The 16,065-nt window shown below is 66.6% G+C and carries 13 protein-coding genes and 1 pseudogene; 9 read left to right on the top strand and 5 right to left on the bottom strand.

Translation table 11 applies throughout. The annotated features are described in order from the left end of the window. From ACFE7D_RS10955 to ACFE7D_RS10995, 9 genes are all read left to right on the top strand, one after another. A partial coding sequence (locus ACFE7D_RS10955) for an ATP-binding protein (protein ID WP_375395453.1) occupies positions 1-1,107 on the top strand: 1,107 nt, incomplete at its 5' end. Further along, positions 1,100-1,729, top strand: coding sequence for a response regulator transcription factor (locus ACFE7D_RS10960; RefSeq protein ID WP_375395454.1), 630 nt, complete (start codon positions 1,100-1,102; stop codon positions 1,727-1,729). The genes ACFE7D_RS10955 and ACFE7D_RS10960, both read left to right, overlap by 8 nt. A 75-nt stretch (positions 1,730-1,804) precedes the next feature. Continuing rightward, positions 1,805-2,224, top strand: a complete 420-nt coding sequence (locus tag ACFE7D_RS10965) for a response regulator (RefSeq protein ID WP_375395455.1) — start codon at positions 1,805-1,807, stop codon at positions 2,222-2,224. A gap of 186 nt (positions 2,225-2,410) precedes the next feature. Beyond that, complete coding sequence (locus tag ACFE7D_RS10970; RefSeq protein ID WP_375395456.1) at positions 2,411-3,346, top strand: Acg family FMN-binding oxidoreductase; 936 nt, start codon at positions 2,411-2,413, stop codon at positions 3,344-3,346. A gap of 133 nt (positions 3,347-3,479) precedes the next feature. After that, on the top strand, positions 3,480-4,652 hold the full coding sequence (locus ACFE7D_RS10975) for an NAD(P) transhydrogenase subunit alpha (protein WP_375395457.1): 1,173 nt from the start codon (positions 3,480-3,482) through the stop codon (positions 4,650-4,652). Between the two features lies 1 nt (position 4,653). After that, on the top strand, positions 4,654-4,989 hold the full coding sequence (locus ACFE7D_RS10980) for an NAD(P) transhydrogenase subunit alpha (RefSeq protein WP_375395458.1): 336 nt from the start codon (positions 4,654-4,656) through the stop codon (positions 4,987-4,989). Position 4,990: 1 nt separating this feature from the next. Continuing rightward, positions 4,991-6,442: an NAD(P)(+) transhydrogenase (Re/Si-specific) subunit beta gene (locus ACFE7D_RS10985; RefSeq protein ID WP_375395459.1), complete on the top strand. Its 1,452-nt coding sequence runs from the start codon at positions 4,991-4,993 to the stop codon at positions 6,440-6,442. Positions 6,443-6,463: 21 nt separating this feature from the next. After that, positions 6,464-9,049 carry a magnesium-translocating P-type ATPase gene (mgtA, locus tag ACFE7D_RS10990; protein WP_375395460.1) on the top strand — a complete coding sequence of 862 codons (2,586 nt, stop codon included), beginning with the start codon at positions 6,464-6,466 and terminating at the stop codon, positions 9,047-9,049. Then, positions 9,046-10,080 (top strand): YbhN family protein, encoded by a 1,035-nt coding sequence (locus tag ACFE7D_RS10995; RefSeq protein ID WP_375395461.1) that lies wholly within the window; start codon positions 9,046-9,048, stop codon positions 10,078-10,080. The genes mgtA and ACFE7D_RS10995 overlap by 4 nt, the downstream gene beginning before the upstream one ends. A 31-nt stretch (positions 10,081-10,111) precedes the next feature. Here ACFE7D_RS10995 and ACFE7D_RS11000 read toward each other — a convergent pair whose 3' ends face one another. The 5 genes and pseudogenes from ACFE7D_RS11000 to ACFE7D_RS11020 all read right to left on the bottom strand — a co-directional run bounded on the left by ACFE7D_RS11000 (position 10,112) and on the right by ACFE7D_RS11020 (position 15,853). Continuing rightward, complete coding sequence (locus ACFE7D_RS11000) at positions 10,112-10,417, bottom strand: hypothetical protein (RefSeq protein ID WP_375395462.1); 306 nt, start codon at positions 10,415-10,417, stop codon at positions 10,112-10,114. A 117-nt stretch (positions 10,418-10,534) separates the two neighbouring features. Next, positions 10,535-11,611, bottom strand: a complete 1,077-nt coding sequence (locus tag ACFE7D_RS11005) for an acetate/propionate family kinase (protein WP_375395463.1) — start codon at positions 11,609-11,611, stop codon at positions 10,535-10,537. Next, positions 11,599-13,929 carry a phosphoketolase gene (locus ACFE7D_RS11010; protein WP_375395465.1) on the bottom strand — a complete coding sequence of 777 codons (2,331 nt, stop codon included), beginning with the start codon at positions 13,927-13,929 and terminating at the stop codon, positions 11,599-11,601. Before ACFE7D_RS11010 ends, ACFE7D_RS11005 begins: the two co-directional genes overlap by 13 nt. Positions 13,930-14,006: 77 nt before the next feature. After that, positions 14,007-15,045 (bottom strand): annotated as a pseudogene (locus ACFE7D_RS11015) (zinc-dependent alcohol dehydrogenase). A gap of 55 nt (positions 15,046-15,100) precedes the next feature. After that, positions 15,101-15,853: an NAD(P)H-dependent oxidoreductase gene (locus ACFE7D_RS11020; protein ID WP_375395464.1), complete on the bottom strand. Its 753-nt coding sequence runs from the start codon at positions 15,851-15,853 to the stop codon at positions 15,101-15,103. Between the last annotated feature and the right edge of the window lie 212 nt (positions 15,854-16,065).

Consider the following 16,065-nt stretch of genomic DNA (forward strand, 5'->3'; position numbering starts at 1 on the left):
CGCCGCGAACACCATTTGCGCTCGATCCTTGCGACGGTGCCGGACGCGATGATCGTGATGGACGAGCATGGCACGGTGTCCTCGTTCAGCGCAGCGGCCGAGCAGCTGTTCGGTTACACCGCGGCCAAGGTGATCGGACGCAATGTCGGCATGCTCATGCCGCCGGTCGAGAGCCCTCACCACGACCACGACCTGCGCGCGTTGCTGGCGATCGGCGTGCCCCATGTCGTGGGGGACGTCCGGATCGCGACGGCGCAGCGTGCCGGCGGACAGGTCTTTCCGATGGAACTGGCGATCGGCGAGGCGTCGATTGCCGGGGAGACCATCTTCACCGGATTCGTGCGCGACCTGACCAACCGTCGCGAAACCGAGCGCAAGGTCAAGGAACTGCAGTCCGAACTGATCCATATCTCCAGGGTCAGTGCCATGGGCACGATGGCGTCGACGCTCGCCCACGAGATCAACCAGCCACTGACCGCGATCGCCAATTACCTGGAGACTACCCGTGCGATGATCGGCGATACCGACGACACCTTGCTGTGCGAGATCGCCGAGGCGCTCGATCTCGCGGCCGCCCAGTCGCTGCGCGCAGGCACGATCGTGCGCCGCCTGCGCGCCTTTGTCGACGGGGGCGACACCGGGTTCAGGACCGAGCGCCTAGACGTGCTGGTCGAGGAAGCGACCAGCCTGGGCCTGCTCGGCGCGCACGAGGCGGGCATCACGGTGACGATGACGATCGCCGCCGGCCTCGACCGGGTCATGGTCGATCGGGTCCAGATCCAGCAGGTGCTGGTCAACCTCATCCGCAACGCGATCCAGTCGATGGCGGCATCCCCGACCAGGGAGCTGACGATCGCCACCGCCCCGGATCGCGCGGGCTGGGTACGGGTAACTGTCGCCGATACGGGCATCGGCATCGAGCCCGATATTCGCGCCCGGCTGTTCGACGCCTTCGCCACGACCAAGGCCGACGGGATGGGTCTGGGGCTTTCGATCTGCCGGACGATCGTGGAGGCGCACGGCGGCCGGATCTGGGCGGAGGCCGGCGGCGAAGGCGGGACGGAGTTCCACTTCTGCGTCCCCCTGGCAGGAGACGATGATGTCTGACCCGGCGCGCACGATCCATGTCGTCGACGATGACGAGGCGATCCGCCAATCCGTCGGGTTCATGCTCCGCAAGGCGGGACACGCCGTCCGGACCTACGCCTCGGGCATCGAATTCCTGAAGACCACGACGCGGGATACGCAAGGGTGCGTGCTGCTCGACGTCCGCATGCCCGAGATCGATGGCCTGGAGGTTCAGGCCAGGCTCGCGCAACAGGGCATCATGCTCCCGGTCATCATGCTGACTGGCCATGGTGACGTGACCCTTGCCGTTCGCGCGGTGAAGGCGGGCGCGATCGAGTTCCTTGAAAAGCCGTTCGAGCGGACCGCCCTGCTGCTGGCGATCGACGAGGCGCTGAGCCAGGCCGGCCGGAACGATCGCAGCAATCTGGCAGCGGCCGAAGCGGCGGTTCGCCTGGCGGCGCTTACGGCGCGCGAGCATGACGTCCTCGACGGCATGGTGCTCGGACGCCCGAACAAGCTGATCGCCTACGATCTGGGCATCGCGACCCGGACCGTCGAGGTCCACCGCGCCAACCTGATGGAAAAGCTGTCCGCGCGGAGCCTGTCCGATGTGCTGCGGATCGCGTTCGCCGCGGGTCTCGGCGATGCCGCACCCGCCTGAAAACCCCTCGCCCATTACGTAAAGACGGCGCCTGGTCCGACGTGCGATCTTCAAGGCTATCTTGAGGAACAGCGCATGTCGGACGACCACAATATTTCTTTACCGGAAGGCATCGGCGTGTCCCTCGTCGACGGCAATCCGGCTGTCCGCCACGCGCGGCAGCTGATGCTTCGATCGGAGAAATACGACGTCAGGTCGTACCCGACCTGTGCGGCCATCCTGGCCGATCCTCGATCTAGGGACTGCCCGTGCATCATCCTCGATCTGGACATGGACGCAGCCGACGGCGTTGACCTCTTGCGACAGATGCGCGCCAGCGGATGGCGGGGAAAGGCCTTGCTCCTCCATGGCCTTCATCCGGAAAGTGGGATGCTGCACGAGGCCGAACGGCACGGCGACAGGGTACTGCAGCACGACGTCGGCGACCGGACGCTCCTGGCGGCGATCGCCGCGTCAATCGATTACGGTTGGGCAGGGTGGAACGCGCGAGGCTGACGATCGGAGCCGTGTGACGTCATCGCTCCAGACAGGCTGACACGCTATACACAATCGACAGGACTTCGTGACCGGCACTATCGCCGGATTGGGACTGGTCGGTCTTGCCGGCTGCACGGGCAATGATATCGATCGCTACGCGGCGGCACGGCGAAGCTGCGCGCACCGCTCGGCATCGATCCGGGCGTGCGCGATTTCGTCCGTTACGCGACGCTTGCGGCGAACGGGCACAACACCCAACCCTGGCGTTTCGCCCTGACCGAAGGCGGCGTAACGATCGGGTCGGATTTTGCCCGTCGCACGCCGGTGGTCGATCCCGACGATCACCACCTTTTCGTCAGCCTGGGATGCGCCGCGGAGAATCTGTCGATCGCGGCAAGCGCGAATGGCCACCCGGCGGCGATTGCGTTCGATGCGGCCAACAGCAGGATCGCCGTCGATCTCGCAGTCGGGCGGGCGGCGGATGTCGACTTGTGCCGCGCGATCCCGGCGCGTCAGTCCACCCGCTCTCTTCTTGACGGCCGCACGATCGCGGCCGACGACCTTAAACGGCTGGAGCGGGCTGCCGCGATCGACGGCGTCTCGCTTCTGTTGATCCTCGACCGGCCACGGCGCGAAGGCGTGCTCGAGCATCTGATCGCGGCGAACGACCGGCAGATGGACGATCCGGCGTTCGTCGACGAATTGCGTCACTGGGTGCGGTTCAACGCCGACGAAGCGATGCGCCGCGGCGACGGCCTGTATTCGGGCTGCACCGGAAGCCGGACGGTGCCCAGCTGGCTCGGCCGCCGGCTGTTCCCGCTGCTCTTCACGAAGCAAGCGGAGGACGCCCGCTACACGGCGCAGCTGCGGTCGTCGTCGGGCATCGCGGTGTTCGTGGGCGACAAGGCGGATGCGGAGCATTGGGTGCGCGTCGGCCGCAGCTTCCAGCGTTTCGCGCTCCAGGCGACCGCGCTCGGCCTGCGCCATGCGCACGTCAACCAGCCGATCGAGGTGCCGGCGGTCCGTGCGGCGTTCGCGCGATGGCTCGGGATCGGCGACGCGCGGCCCGATCTCGTCGTCCGCTTCGGCGCGGCACCCGCACTGCCCATGGCGATGCGGCGGGTGCCCGTCATCGCCTGACGCGCCCGCCGGCACCGATAGGTAGTTCCCGACGCTGGCGACGGCAGCCTCACCGTCTACGGTCCCGGTCCTGCCCGATCCGAGGAAAATCCCGATGAAGTTCCGCCATTCCATAGATCCGATCGCCTGAACGATGTATGTCAACGTCGCCGTCCTGAAGGAAACGCGCGCCGACGAGCGGCGCGTGGCGCTGGTGCCCTCGGTCGCGCCCAAGCTGATCAAGCTGGGCGCGCGCCTCCATATGGAAACCGGCGCCGGCCTCGGCGCCAAGCTGCCCGATAGCGCTTATAGCGACGTGGCGATTATGCCCGACCGGCTGGCAATGGTCGCCGATGCGGACGTCGTCCTCGCGGTCCAGCCACCAAATAGCGAGGTCGTGGCGGCCATGAAGGCCGGCGCGATCCTGATCTGCTTCGTCTACGCTGAGAAGGAACCCGAACTTGTCCGCCGGCTGATCGAACGCCGGATCACTTGCTTTGCGATGGAGCGCGTGCCGCGGATCACCCGCGCGCAGTCGATGGACGCGCTGTCGAGCCAGTCGGCGCTCGCTGGCTATTATGCGGTGCAGCTCGGATCGACGCATCTGCGGCGTATCCTCCCCAAGTTGACCACCGCCGCCGGCGCGATCGGGCCTGCCAGGGTGCTCGTCATGGGATTGGGCGTCGCGGGGCTGGAGGCGATCGCGACCGCGCACCGGCTCGGTGCCGTCGTCGAAGGCTATGACGTGCGGCCCGACACGCGCGAGCAGGCGCTGTCGCTCGGCGCGACCTTCGTCGAGACCGGCGTCGATGCCCGCGGCAAGGGCGGCTATGCGCGGGCGCTGACCGATGCGGAGACGGTGAAGGTCGCCGACGTCGTGACGCAGCATCTGGCGGCGGCCGACCTGGTCATCACAACCGCCGCGATACCCGGCAAGCCCTCGCCCAGGCTCATCAGCGTGGCGCAACTGCGCGGCATGAAGGCTGGCGCGGTCGTCGTCGATCTGTCCGCCGAGGGCGGCGGCAATTGCGAGGATACGCGCCCCGGAGAGACGATCGAGATCGGCGCGGTGACGATCGTCGCACCGCTGAATGTGCCGTCGCTGATCGCCGAGGATGCGAGCGTCCTCTATGCGAAGAACCAGTACAACCTGCTCGCGCTGATGATGGGCGACAACATCGTGACGATCGACTGGCAGGACGAAATGCTGGCCAGGACCGCGCTGACGCATGACGGCCGGATGCAGGATGGCGGATCGCCATCCCAACCCGAGGTCGCACCCAAAACACTCGCCGTCGCAGGCAGCGGCCACGATCGGGCAGAATGACATGCACCTCGCCATCACCGGGTTTTCAGCGCTCTACATCCTGATGCTTGCGGGCTTCGCCGGCTGGGTCATCATCGGCCATGTCCCGGCGATCCTCCACACGCCGCTGATGTCGGGATCGAACTTCGTCCACGGCATCGTCGTGGTCGGCGGCATCTTCGCGCTCCTGAACGCCACGACGACGCAGGAGCAGGTCATCGGCTTCCTCGCCGTGCTGCTCGGCGCGGGCAATGCGGCAGGCGGCTACGCCGTCACCGACCGCATGCTTGCGATGTTCCAGCCCAGCACCGCCAGACCCCACCCCGCCAAGCGCGCGCGTCGCGCCAGAAAGGGCTGAGATGCTCGCCACCATCGCCATGCTCGTCGTCGGCGCGACCGGGCTGATCGCCGCCTTCCTGCTGCTGTTCGGGCTGAAGCGCATGTCGTCCCCGGTCACAGCGCCTTCGGGCATCGCGGTCGCAGGGATCGGCATGCTCGTCGCGATCGCCGCCAGCTTCCTCTATGCCTTCGATGTGAATGCTGCCGCCCGGCCGCATCTGCCGGTGAACATCGCGCTGGCGCTGCTGGCGCTGGCGATCGGCGGCGGCCTGGCGTGGTGGAGCGGGCGCAAGGTCGCGATGACCGCGATGCCGCAGATGGTGGCGCTCTACAACGCGATGGGCGGCGGCGCGGCGGGTGCGATCGCCGGCGTCGAACTGCTCGGCGGCAAGGCGGCGGGCACAACCCAGTTAATCGTCACGCTGCTCGGCGCGCTGATCGGCGCGATCTCGTTTTCGGGCTCGATCATCGCCTGGGCGAAGCTCGACGGCATGATCGAGAAGCCGCTGCGGCTCCGCGGCCAGCAGATCCTCAACGGCACCGTGATGCTCCTGACCATCGCGATAGGGGGTTACATCGTCGCCACGACCATCGGCCTCGTCGATCCCGTCATCGCGGGGCAGACCGCGATCGCGATCTTCTTTGCGAGCGCGGTGGTCTTCGGCATCCTGATGACGCTCCCGATCGGCGGCGCGGACATGCCGGTCGTCATCTCGATCTTCAACGCCTTCACCGGCCTCGCCGTCGGCCTCGAAGGCTATGTCCTCCAGAACCCGGCGCTGATGGTCGCGGGCATGGTGGTCGGCGCGGCCGGACTGCTGCTGACGCTGCTGATGGCCAAGGCGATGAACCGCTCGGTCGGGAACGTCGTGTTCACGAACTTCGGCCCGACAACCAGGCAGAAACAGGGTGCGATCACCGGCAGCCTGAAGCCGATGGACCCGAGCGATGCGGGCATCGCGATGCGCTATGCGGCCAGCGTCATCATCGTCCCCGGCTATGGTCTGGCCGTCGCGCAAGGGCAGCAGAAACTCTACGAGTTCGTGAAGCTGCTCCAGGCCGCCGGCGTGAAGGTCAGGTTCGCGGTCCATCCCGTCGCGGGTCGGATGCCCGGGCAGATGGACGTCCTGCTCGCCGAGGCAGGCGTGCCTTACGACCTGATCTTCCAGCTCGAGGACATCAACGACGATTTCGCCGCGACCGACATCGTCCTGGTCATCGGGGCGAACGACGTCGTCAATCCGGCGGCACGGACCGACAAGGCATCACCGATCTTCGGCATGCCGATCCTCGACGCCGACAAGGCGAAGCAGGTGTTCGTCGTTAAGCGCGGCGAGGGCAAGGGTTATGCCGGCATCGTCAACACGCTGTTCTACGGCGAGAATTGCGGCATGGTCTATGGCGACGCCCAGGCCGTGCTGATCAAGATGATCGAAGGCGTTCGCGGCCTTGGCCTCGCGGCAGCGGCATGAACCGGATTCCGACGTTCCCCGATGACAGCTGATCCCCACGCTGAGCAGGCCCCGGAGCCGGCCCCGGCGCCGGCACCGTTCTGGACCCAGTCGGTCGAGGCGATGCTTGGCAAGCTCGATAGCACGCGCGACGGCCTGAGCACGGCGGCGGCGGCGGCACGGCTGAAGTCCCACGGCCTCAACAGCGACGGTGTGGAGAAACGGACAGGGCCATTGCGCGCGATCGCGCGGCGGCTGCTCGAGCCGCTGTCCCTGATTCTGCTCGCCGCCGGATTCGTGTCGGCCGCGACGGGCGATGCGATCGGCGGCTCGATCATCGTCTTCATCCTCGCCTTCTCGGTCCTGCTCGACACCTACCAGGAGGGTCGAGCAGTCCACGCGGCCGAGATCCTGCGCCAGTCAGTCGCCATATCGGCGAATGTTCGGCGCGATGGTGCCTTCGTCGCGGTTCCGATCGATACCGTCGTCCCCGGCGATGTGGTGCGCGTCCAGGCCGGCGATATCATCCCCGCCGATGCCTTTATCCTGGAGAGCAGCGCGTTTACGGCCAACGAAGCGGCGCTGACGGGCGAGCCCTATCCGGTCGACAAGCGACCGGGGATCGTCACGGGTACGACCGCCGGCGAGGCGACGAACGCCCTGTTCCGCGGTGCTGTCGCGCAGACCGGAACGGCGACCGCGCTGGTCGTCGGCACGGGACGCGACACGCTGTTCGGGTCGGCCGCCGCGGCGCTCGCAACCGCGCAGGCACCATCCCCGTTCGAGCGCGATCTCCACGCCTATGGCCTGCTGACGACGCGCCTGACGCTGGCGCTGGTCGTCGTCGTGCTCGCGGCCAGCATCTTCCTTGGCCGGCCGCTGCTCCAGTCGCTGCTGTTCGCGGTCGCGCTCGCCGTCGGCCTCACGCCCGAATTGCTGCCGATGATCACGACCGTCACGCTCTCGCGCGGAGCGATGCGGATGGCGAAGCGCAAGGTGATCGTGAAGCGGCTCGCCTCGATCCACGATCTCGGTGCGATGACGATCCTGTGCACCGACAAGACCGGCACGCTGACCTCGGCCGAGATCAGCCTCGCCAGAAGCATTGTCCCATCGGGTGCGGACGATCCCGAGCCGTCCAGGCTGGGCGCGATCGCGGCCGCGCTCGGCGGCGATCATGGCGCGCTCGGCGTGGCGCTCGTCGCCGCTTCGGCGCAGGCGGCGGATGGCTGGACGCTCGCCGCGCAGAGCGTGTTCGATTTCGATCGTCGCCTCGGCTCCGTGCTGGTCAAGGGGCCGGATGGACTCGTGCTGATCACGAAAGGTGCGCCCGAGGCGGTACTGGCGGCGTGCGCGACGTCGCGGGGCGGCGGCCTCGACCCGGCAGCGCGTGAGGCCGTGCTGGCGCAGGTCCGCCGGCTTGCCGAACAGGGTCTGCGCGCCATCGCGATCGCATCGCGCCCCTGGACCGGCACCGCGCACGCGCCCGAGGCCGGTGACGAGACGAACATGGTCTATGAAGGGCTGTGCGCGTTCGCCGACCCGCCGAAACCGACCGCGCAAGCCGCGGTGGCGCGTCTGAAGGCGGCGGGCATCCGGCTCAAGATCCTGTCGGGCGACGATCAGGTCGTGGTCGGACGGCTGGCGGGGCTAGTCGGCCTCGCGACCGAGCGCGTTCTGTCGGGCGCCGATATCGCGAAGCTCAGCGACGACGCGCTCGCGGTGCAGGTGCGCGGCATCGACGCCTATGGCCGGCTGGCGCCCGACCAGAAGGCGCGACTGATCCGCGCGCTGCAGGCAGGCGGCGCGGTGGTCGGGTATCTCGGCGACGGCATCAACGACGCGCCGGCGCTGAAGCTCGCCGATATCGGCCTGTCGGTCGAGGGCGCGGCGAGCGTCGCGCAGGCCTCGGCCGACATGATCCTGCTCGACAGCGACCTGGGCGTGGTAGCCGACGGGGTCGAGGAGGGGCGGCGGACGTTCGCCAATATCCTGAAATATGTCCGCATGGGTGCCAGCTCGAACTTCGGGAACATGCTGTCGATGGCGGCGGCGTCGCTGTTCCTGCCCTTTCTGCCGATGCTGCCGACGCAGATCCTGCTCAACAACCTGCTCTACGACGTGTCGGAGATCGGCATCCCGTTCGACGGTGTCCGTCCCGAAGCGGTCGCGCGGCCGCAGGTGTGGGACATGCGCGCGCTCATCCGCTTCGCCGCCGTCATGGGACCCTTGTCGTCCGCCTTCGACCTGCTGACCTTTGCCGGCCTCTCGCTCGTCTTCCACGTCGCGCCGGCGGAGTTCCGCACGGCGTGGTTCCTGGAGTCGATGGCGACGCAGATCCTGGTGATCTTCATCATCCGCACCAACGGCCGGCCCTGGGCGGACCTGCCCCGTCCGGCGCTGGCGGCATCGTCGCTGGGCGCCTTGCTGGTCGCGATGGCGCTGCCCTTCACGCCGGCCGCCACCTGGTTCGGGTTCGTCGCACCGCCCTGGCGCATCATGCTAGCGTTGGGCGGCGTCACAGCCGCCTATCTGGTGATTGCGGAGTTGCTGAAGACATTCCTGTTCGACCACCTTCGTCGCAGGCCCCGCCGGCAGCCACGCGCTCGCGTGGCACGCCTGGCGTGACCATCCTGACGTCGATCCGTCGTGGTCTCCTGCGGCATACGGGCTGGATCCTCGGTATCGCGTCGATCGCGCTCGTCGTCGGTGCGGTCGTTCGGATCGGCGATCTGCAGGCATTCGCGGCAATGCTCCGCAGCGCGCGCCCGGGATGGCTGCTCGTCGCGCTCGCGCTACAGGCGGTGACCTATCTCTGCGTCGCCGCCGGCTGGAAGATCGTCCTGGCGGCTGCCGGCACGCCGCAACCATTCCGGCGGCTCTATCCGATCGCCATCGGCAAGCTGTTCGCGGACCAGGTCGTGCCCGTCGCCGGCATGGGCGGAAACATGTTCGTCGTCGATCGGCTGACCGGGCTCGGGGTCAAGCGGGGTGCTGCGGTGGCCGCGTTGCTGGTGTCGATGACCGGCTTCTATGCGGCCTATTGCGTATGCGCGCTGGCGATGCTGGCCATTCTCTGGAGCAAGGGACTTGCGTCGCTCTGGATCGGCGGCTTCGTGATGCTGTTTCTCGTCGTCGCGCTCGCCATACCCGGGCTGGCTGTCTGGATCCGCTGGCGTGGACGGCATCCACTGTCGCCGATGCTCGCCCGTTTCGCGGTGGTTCGGGGTCTCGTGCTGATCGTCGGCGAGGCGCCGGGCAAGTTGCTCGCCGATCGCGGCCTGATCGCGCGCGCCGCAGCCGTGAACGGGATCGTTTTCCTGGCCGATTCGGCGAGCCTGATGGTCTGTTTCCGGGCACTGGGGCAGGACGTTCCGTTCCCGGTGGCCTTTGTCGCGGTGATGACAGCGTCGATGGTCGCGACGCTGGGGCCGATACCGCTCGGGCTCGGCACGTTCGAAGCCGGCGCGACCGGCATGCTGAGCCTGATGGGCGTTCCGCTCGAGGCCGCTCTCGCTGCCACGCTGCTTCTGCGCGTGTTCACCTTGTGGTTGCCGCTGCTTCCGGGGTTCATGCTGATCCGTGCCGCGTTGCGGACGAAGGCCCGACCTTCGCGGATAGTCGATGCAGCCGGTGCCTTGAGTCAGAACCGCCGTTGAGCGCGGCTCAAGCGTTTCACGCCGACCGGCGTCACGACAGGAGCGCGGACGACAGTTGCTTCTCATCCTCCGCTAAATCGCGGATCATGAACACCGTTTGCGGAAAACTGGCACGGTCGGATGGAAACGCTCGTTCTGCGGTAGCCGCTTCCGAAAACAGCGCATGGAACGATGGACGCCCCGGCAGCACCACCGGCGTATCGATCGCCTCGCCGTACAGTCTCGCGAGCGTCAGATGCGCGATCTGGGCGCAGGACTCGGCAGCGGACGCCGCCATCGCCAGCGAGTCCGACACGCGTCGCCGAAGGTAGGCGGTCTCGGCTTTCCTGGCTTCCATCATAACTTCCTGGCGGTCGCCCGACTTCGAGCCCCGCAGGAAGCGGTGACCGACCGGTGGGATACCGTGACTGAAAGCTATCCCCCAGCCGGTACGGCGTCGGCCCTCGGAAAATACCTAGAGGAAATGGTCAGGCTTGCTACCCGAACATAGCCACGCGGCATGTAGCGCGATCTGCTCGTCCTCCTGCGATGGGATCGTCGTGATCCGAAGCGCCGGCAGCCACGCCAGGCCATCGCGGATCGCTTGCGTAGTGGCGGCATCGTTCTCGCCGATGCCGCCGGTCAGGACGAGTATGTCGATGCCGCCAAGCGAGGCCGCCATCGCCGCAACCTGCTTGCAGACCGAGCGTTGGAACATGCGGATCGCGAGAGTCGCATCGGCATCCGTCGCAGCAGCATCGCGCAGCCGCCGCATGTCGCTCGATAGTCCGGAGACTCCCATCATCCCGGACGCATGATCGATCATGGTGGCGAGCGCCGCGGCAGGCATGGCCTTTTCGCGGAGCAAGAAGAGCAGCACGCCGGGATCGAGATCGCCCGTTCGCGTCGCCATTACGACGCCGCCGGACGGCGTCAGGCCCATGCTGGTATCGATCGAGCGGCCGTCCAGCACCGCCGTCACGCTGGCACCATTGCCGAGATGGGCGATGACCAGCCGGGCGGGCATGTCGTCCCCCAGCTGACGGAGGATAGATTCGCACGAAAGCCCATGAAACCCGTACCGCCGGACCCCGTCCGCACGATACGCACGCGGGATCGGGAGCGCCTTGGCGACATCGGGCATCCCCGCATGGAAGGCGGTGTCGAAACAGGCGACCTGCGGCAGGGCCGGATAGCGGGCCTGCGCCATCCGGATCAGCGCGAGCGAGGCCCGGCCGTGCAGCGGAGCGAACGCGCAGGCCGCTTCCAAGTCGGCCAGCACGGCATCGTCGATCAGGCAGTGGCGATCGCGGTGCGGCCCGCCATGCACGATCCGGTGTCCTATTACGGTTGGAGCCGATGCGTTTGCCTTTCGGAGAGCGATGCTGACCGTATCGAAGAAGACGCCGTGGTCGTCGGTGGTTTCGATCACGTCACCGAGGAGTAGCGTGGGGTAGGAGCCGGCAACCGCGTACAGCCCGTATTTGAGCGACGACGACCCGCTGTTAAGCGCCAGCACGACGGCGTCGGCGTGCCGGCTCACCGCTCCCATCGCCAATCGCGCACCTCGGGCATGTCGTCGCCATGTTCCGCAATGTAGAGCTTGTGGCGCTCCATCGTCGTCCAATAGCGGGCGGTCTCACGCTCCAGCCGATCATGGAAGCGCGGGATGCGTTCGATCGCGTCCAGCGCAAGCCGATAGCGGTCGAGGTCGTTCAGCACGACCATGTCGAACGGCGTCGTCGTGGTGCCCTGCTCCTTGTAGCCACGGACATGGATGTTGGCGTGGTTGGCGCGGGCGTAGGTCAGCTTGTGGATCAGCGCCGGATAGCCGTGGAATGCGAAGATCACCGGCTTGTCGCATGTGAACAGCGCGTCGAACTCGCGATCGTCGAGTCCGTGCGGATGCTCGGACCGTGGCTGCAGTACCATCAGGTCGACGACGTTGACGACCCGGATTCGGATGTCGGGCACATAGGCGCGCAGCATCGTGACCGCCGCCAGCGCCTCCAAGGTCGGCACGTCGCCGGCGCAGGCCATGACGACATCGGGATCTTCATCGTCCCCTGCCCAGCCCCAGATACCTGCACCGACAGTGCAGTGCCGCACCGCGGCGTCCATCCCGAGCCACTGCCATTCCGGCTGCTTGCCAGCGACGATCACATTCACGTAGCCGCGGCTGCGCAGGCAGTGATCGGCGACCGACAGCAGGCAGTTCGCATCGGGCGGCAGATAGATGCGCGCCACGTCCGAGGTCTTGTTGGCGACGTGATCGATGAAGCCCGGATCCTGGTGCGAGAGACCATTATGGTCCTGCCGCCAGACATGCGATGTCAGCAGATAGTTGAGCGACGCGATCGGCCGGCGCCAAGGGATCGCCTTGGACACCTTCAGCCATTTGGCGTGCTGGTTGACCATCGAGTCGACGATGTGGATGAACGCCTCGTAGCACGAGAACAGTCCGTGACGGCCGGTCAGCAAATACCCCTCCAGCCACCCCTGGCAGAGATGCTCGCTCAGCACTTCCATCACCCGGCCGTCAGCGCTAAGATTCTCGTCGACCGCGTCGATCTCGGCCATCCAGACCTTCCCCGACACGTCGTACACATCAGCCAGACGGTTAGAGGCGGTCTCGTCAGGACCGAACACGCGGAAGTTCACCGTCGTCATGCTGAGCTTCATGACATCGCGCAGATAGCGGCCGAGGACCCGCGTCGCCTCCGTCTTGACCTGACCGGCCTCGATGAACGGAACGGCGTAGGCGTGGAAGTCCGGCAGCGACAACGGCACCAGCAGCTCGCCGCCATTGGCGTGCGGGTTCGATCCCATCCGCCGGTGCCCGGTCGGCGCGAGCGATGCGTATTCGTCTAGCAACTTGCCGTCCGCGTCGAATAGCTCCTCGGGCTGATAGCTGCGCATCCACGCCTCGAGCTGGCGTAGATGCTCGGGATTCTCGAAACCGGCGATCGGCACCTGATGCGCGCGCCACGTTCCCTCGACCGGCTTGCCGTCGACGAACTTGGGACCCGTCCAGCCCTTGGGTGTGCGGAACACGATCATCGGCCAGCGCGGACGGTCCGGTGTCGCATCCTCGGCGCGTGCTTCCGCTTGGATCGCCCGAATGCGCGCCAGCGCGCGATCGAGCGCGACGGCGAGCTGCTGATGGACCGTATCGGGTTCGCTTCCCTCGACGAAATAGGGATCATGGCCATAGCCGCGCAGAAGCGCGTCGAGCTCATGCGGCTCGATCCGTGCGAGGATCGTCGGGTTCGCGATCTTGAACCCGTTCAGATGTAGGATCGGCAGCACCGCGCCGTCGCGCGCCGGATTAAGGAACTTGTTCGAATGCCAGCTCGCCGCCAGCGGACCCGTTTCCGCTTCGCCATCACCGACGATGCAGGCGACGATCAGATCGGGATTGTCGAAGGCCGCGCCGTAGGCATGGGCGAGCGAATAGCCGAGTTCGCCGCCTTCGTGGATCGACCCCGGCGTCTCGGGCGCGACATGGCTCGGAATGCCGCCCGGCCAGGAGAATTGCCGGAACAGCCGGTGCATGCCGCTGCGGCTGCGCTCGATCGCCGGATAGCGTTCGGTGTACGAGCCTTCTAGATAGGTGTTGGCGACCAGGCCCGGGCCGCCATGGCCGGGGCCGATGACATTGATCATGTCGAGATCATGCTCGACGATCAGCCGGTTGAGGTGGACGTAGAGGAAGTTCAGCCCCGTCGTCGTCCCCCAATGGCCGAGCAGCCGCGGCTTCACGTCGGCGATCGTCAGCGGTCGCTCGAGCAGCGCATTGTCGCGCAGATAGATCTGGCCGACCGACAGATAGTTGGCGGCGCGCCAATAAGCGTTCATCCGCCGCAGCATCTCCGGCGTCAGGGGGTGATGCGGGTCCGCCGCCGCCGGATGGCCGCGATGGCTTCTCGGCAGTGTCTCGATCGCATTCATGCCCGGTTTCCGAAATCGAGGACGACGCGCGAGGGCACCTTGCCGTGCCCCAGCCGGTCGAACACGTCGTTGATCGCCGACAGCGGCTGGAGCTCGATATCGGCCTTGACCTTGCCGTCGGCGGCGAACGCCAGCGCCTCGGCCATGTCCTTGCGCGTGCCGACGAACGAACCGCGCACGGTGATGCAATTAGCGACCACGTCGAACAACGGCAGCGGGAAGTCGCCCGGCGGCAGACCGACGAGCACACAGGTGCCGTGGCGCCGCGTCATCGCGACGCCCTGATTGAAGGCGGCGAGCGACGGCGCGGTGATCAGCACGCCATGCGCCCCGCCGCCGGTGCCGTCCTTCAGAAGCTCGATCGGGCTACCGCCCCGTGCGTTGACCAGCAGCTCGGCGCCGAGCGCCTTGGCATGCGCCAGCTTGCCATCGTCGACATCGACCGCGCAGACCCGAAGCCCCATCGCCCTGGCATATTGCACGGCGAGATGCCCGAGCCCGCCGACACCCGAAATGGCGACCCACTCGCCAAGGCGCGCGCCGGTTTCCTTCAGTCCCTTGTAGGTCGTGATCCCGGCGCAGATGATCGGCGCGGCCTCGACCGCCGACAAGCCGTTGGGGATGGGTGCGACATAGTTTGGATCGGCGAGGATATACTCGGCGAAGCCCCCCGTTCCGCGTGTAGCCGCTGAACTGGATTTCGGGGCACACGGTTTCCCAGGCCGACAGGCAATATTCGCAGTGCCCGCACGCCGAATACATCCACGGCACGCCGACGCGGTCGCCCTCCTTGACGATCGTCACCCCGGTCCCGACCGCGACGACGATCCCGATGCCCTCATGGCCCGGAATGAACGGCGGCACCGGCTTCACCGGCCAGTCGCCCCGCGCGGCATGGAGATCGGTATGGCACACCCCACAAGCCTCGGTCTTGACCAGGATCTGGCCCGGTCCTGCGGTCGGGACCTCGCATTCCTTGAGCGTCAATGGCTTGCCGAACGCTTCCACGACGGCGGCCTGCATCATGCGCGGCATAAGTGGTTCCTTCGATAATTCGGATGAATGTCGCGCACGCCGCTCTCGCTCGATCTCAGCCTGAAAATCGACGTGCGAGCAGGGGGTCGTGAAGCAATGCCTCGTCGCCGAAGGCGAGCTGGGCGCAGGTGCGTTGCGCCTGGGTCACCACCTCGAGAAAATACTGATCGGCGAAACGCTGGCTGAGTTCAGGGGTGATGTGGTCGAAACGCTTGTGCTCCTGCGAGTGCATTCCGAACGCATGCACCAGATACAGATCGAGGACGCTGCGCAGCCCTTGCTCCTGGCCCTGTTCGTTCAACCAGATGTCGGTCGTTGCCGAGGTCGTGAGACTGAGCAACCGCTTACCGCCGAGCAGATCGGTAGGAGCCCGTTTCTGGATCGCCTCGGGCCGGACGCCGGTGCCCAGCACGCGCTCGATATAGCCCTTCATCATCGCCGGCGGCGAGCCGAACCAGATCGGATAGATCAGTACGAACACATCACTTCCCGCAAGGAGATCGAGTTCGGCCGTCACATCTCGCGACACTATGGGATTGTCGATGGTCGGCCGTTCGTTCGATTTCAGAACCGGATCGAACCCTAGCGCGTACAGATCCCTGAGCACGACTGTCTGCCCTGCGGCGCGAACGGCATCGCAATAGGCCCTCGCGACCGCATAGTTGAAACTGCGCGGATCTGGATGGCACAGGATGACAGCGTGCTTCCCGGCACGGACCGCAACTGTCTCCTGTCCGCTCATGTCCAGTGTCCCGATCCGCATGTGCAGCGCCGCCGCGAGATGTTCGGCTAAAATGCCGAATCCCATAAACGGATGCCGCAGGAAGCTACTGCTCTAGGCCATCGACCGACGGTGGTGACCCTCGGGAACTACGCAGAGTGGTTGGATCGCGGCGTTCACACGGCGGCGCGGCGCTGCACATGATGCGATTCTTACGACTCGCAAGCATGAAGAGGACTTGCACTTCGGTCGTGTCCCACGACGTGGTGTAGCTCGCGGTTGGGCATCGGCGATCTTCG

Origin of the sequence: uncultured Sphingomonas sp. (assembly GCF_964244235.1) — a bacterium.
Taxonomy (GTDB): domain Bacteria; phylum Pseudomonadota; class Alphaproteobacteria; order Sphingomonadales; family Sphingomonadaceae; genus Sphingomonas.

Bases quoted from the DNA above. Each gene is read 5' to 3' on its own strand.
- ACFE7D_RS10960 (WP_375395454.1), top strand. From the start codon at position 1,100: ATGTCTGACCCGGCGCGCACGATCCATGTCGTCGACGATGACGAGGCG.
- ACFE7D_RS10965 (WP_375395455.1), top strand. From the start codon at position 1,805: ATGTCGGACGACCACAATATTTCTTTACCGGAAGGCATCGGCGTGTCC.
- ACFE7D_RS10975 (WP_375395457.1), top strand. From the start codon at position 3,480: ATGTATGTCAACGTCGCCGTCCTGAAGGAAACGCGCGCCGACGAGCGG.
- ACFE7D_RS10980 (WP_375395458.1), top strand. From the start codon at position 4,654: ATGCACCTCGCCATCACCGGGTTTTCAGCGCTCTACATCCTGATGCTT.
- ACFE7D_RS10985 (WP_375395459.1), top strand. From the start codon at position 4,991: ATGCTCGCCACCATCGCCATGCTCGTCGTCGGCGCGACCGGGCTGATC.
- mgtA (WP_375395460.1), top strand. From the start codon at position 6,464: ATGACAGCTGATCCCCACGCTGAGCAGGCCCCGGAGCCGGCCCCGGCG.
- ACFE7D_RS11000 (WP_375395462.1), bottom strand. From the start codon at position 10,417: ATGGAAGCCAGGAAAGCCGAGACCGCCTACCTTCGGCGACGCGTGTCG.
- ACFE7D_RS11005 (WP_375395463.1), bottom strand. From the start codon at position 11,611: ATGGGAGCGGTGAGCCGGCACGCCGACGCCGTCGTGCTGGCGCTTAAC.
- ACFE7D_RS11010 (WP_375395465.1), bottom strand. From the start codon at position 13,929: ATGCTGCGGCGGATGAACGCTTATTGGCGCGCCGCCAACTATCTGTCG.
- ACFE7D_RS11020 (WP_375395464.1), bottom strand. From the start codon at position 15,853: ATGGGATTCGGCATTTTAGCCGAACATCTCGCGGCGGCGCTGCACATG.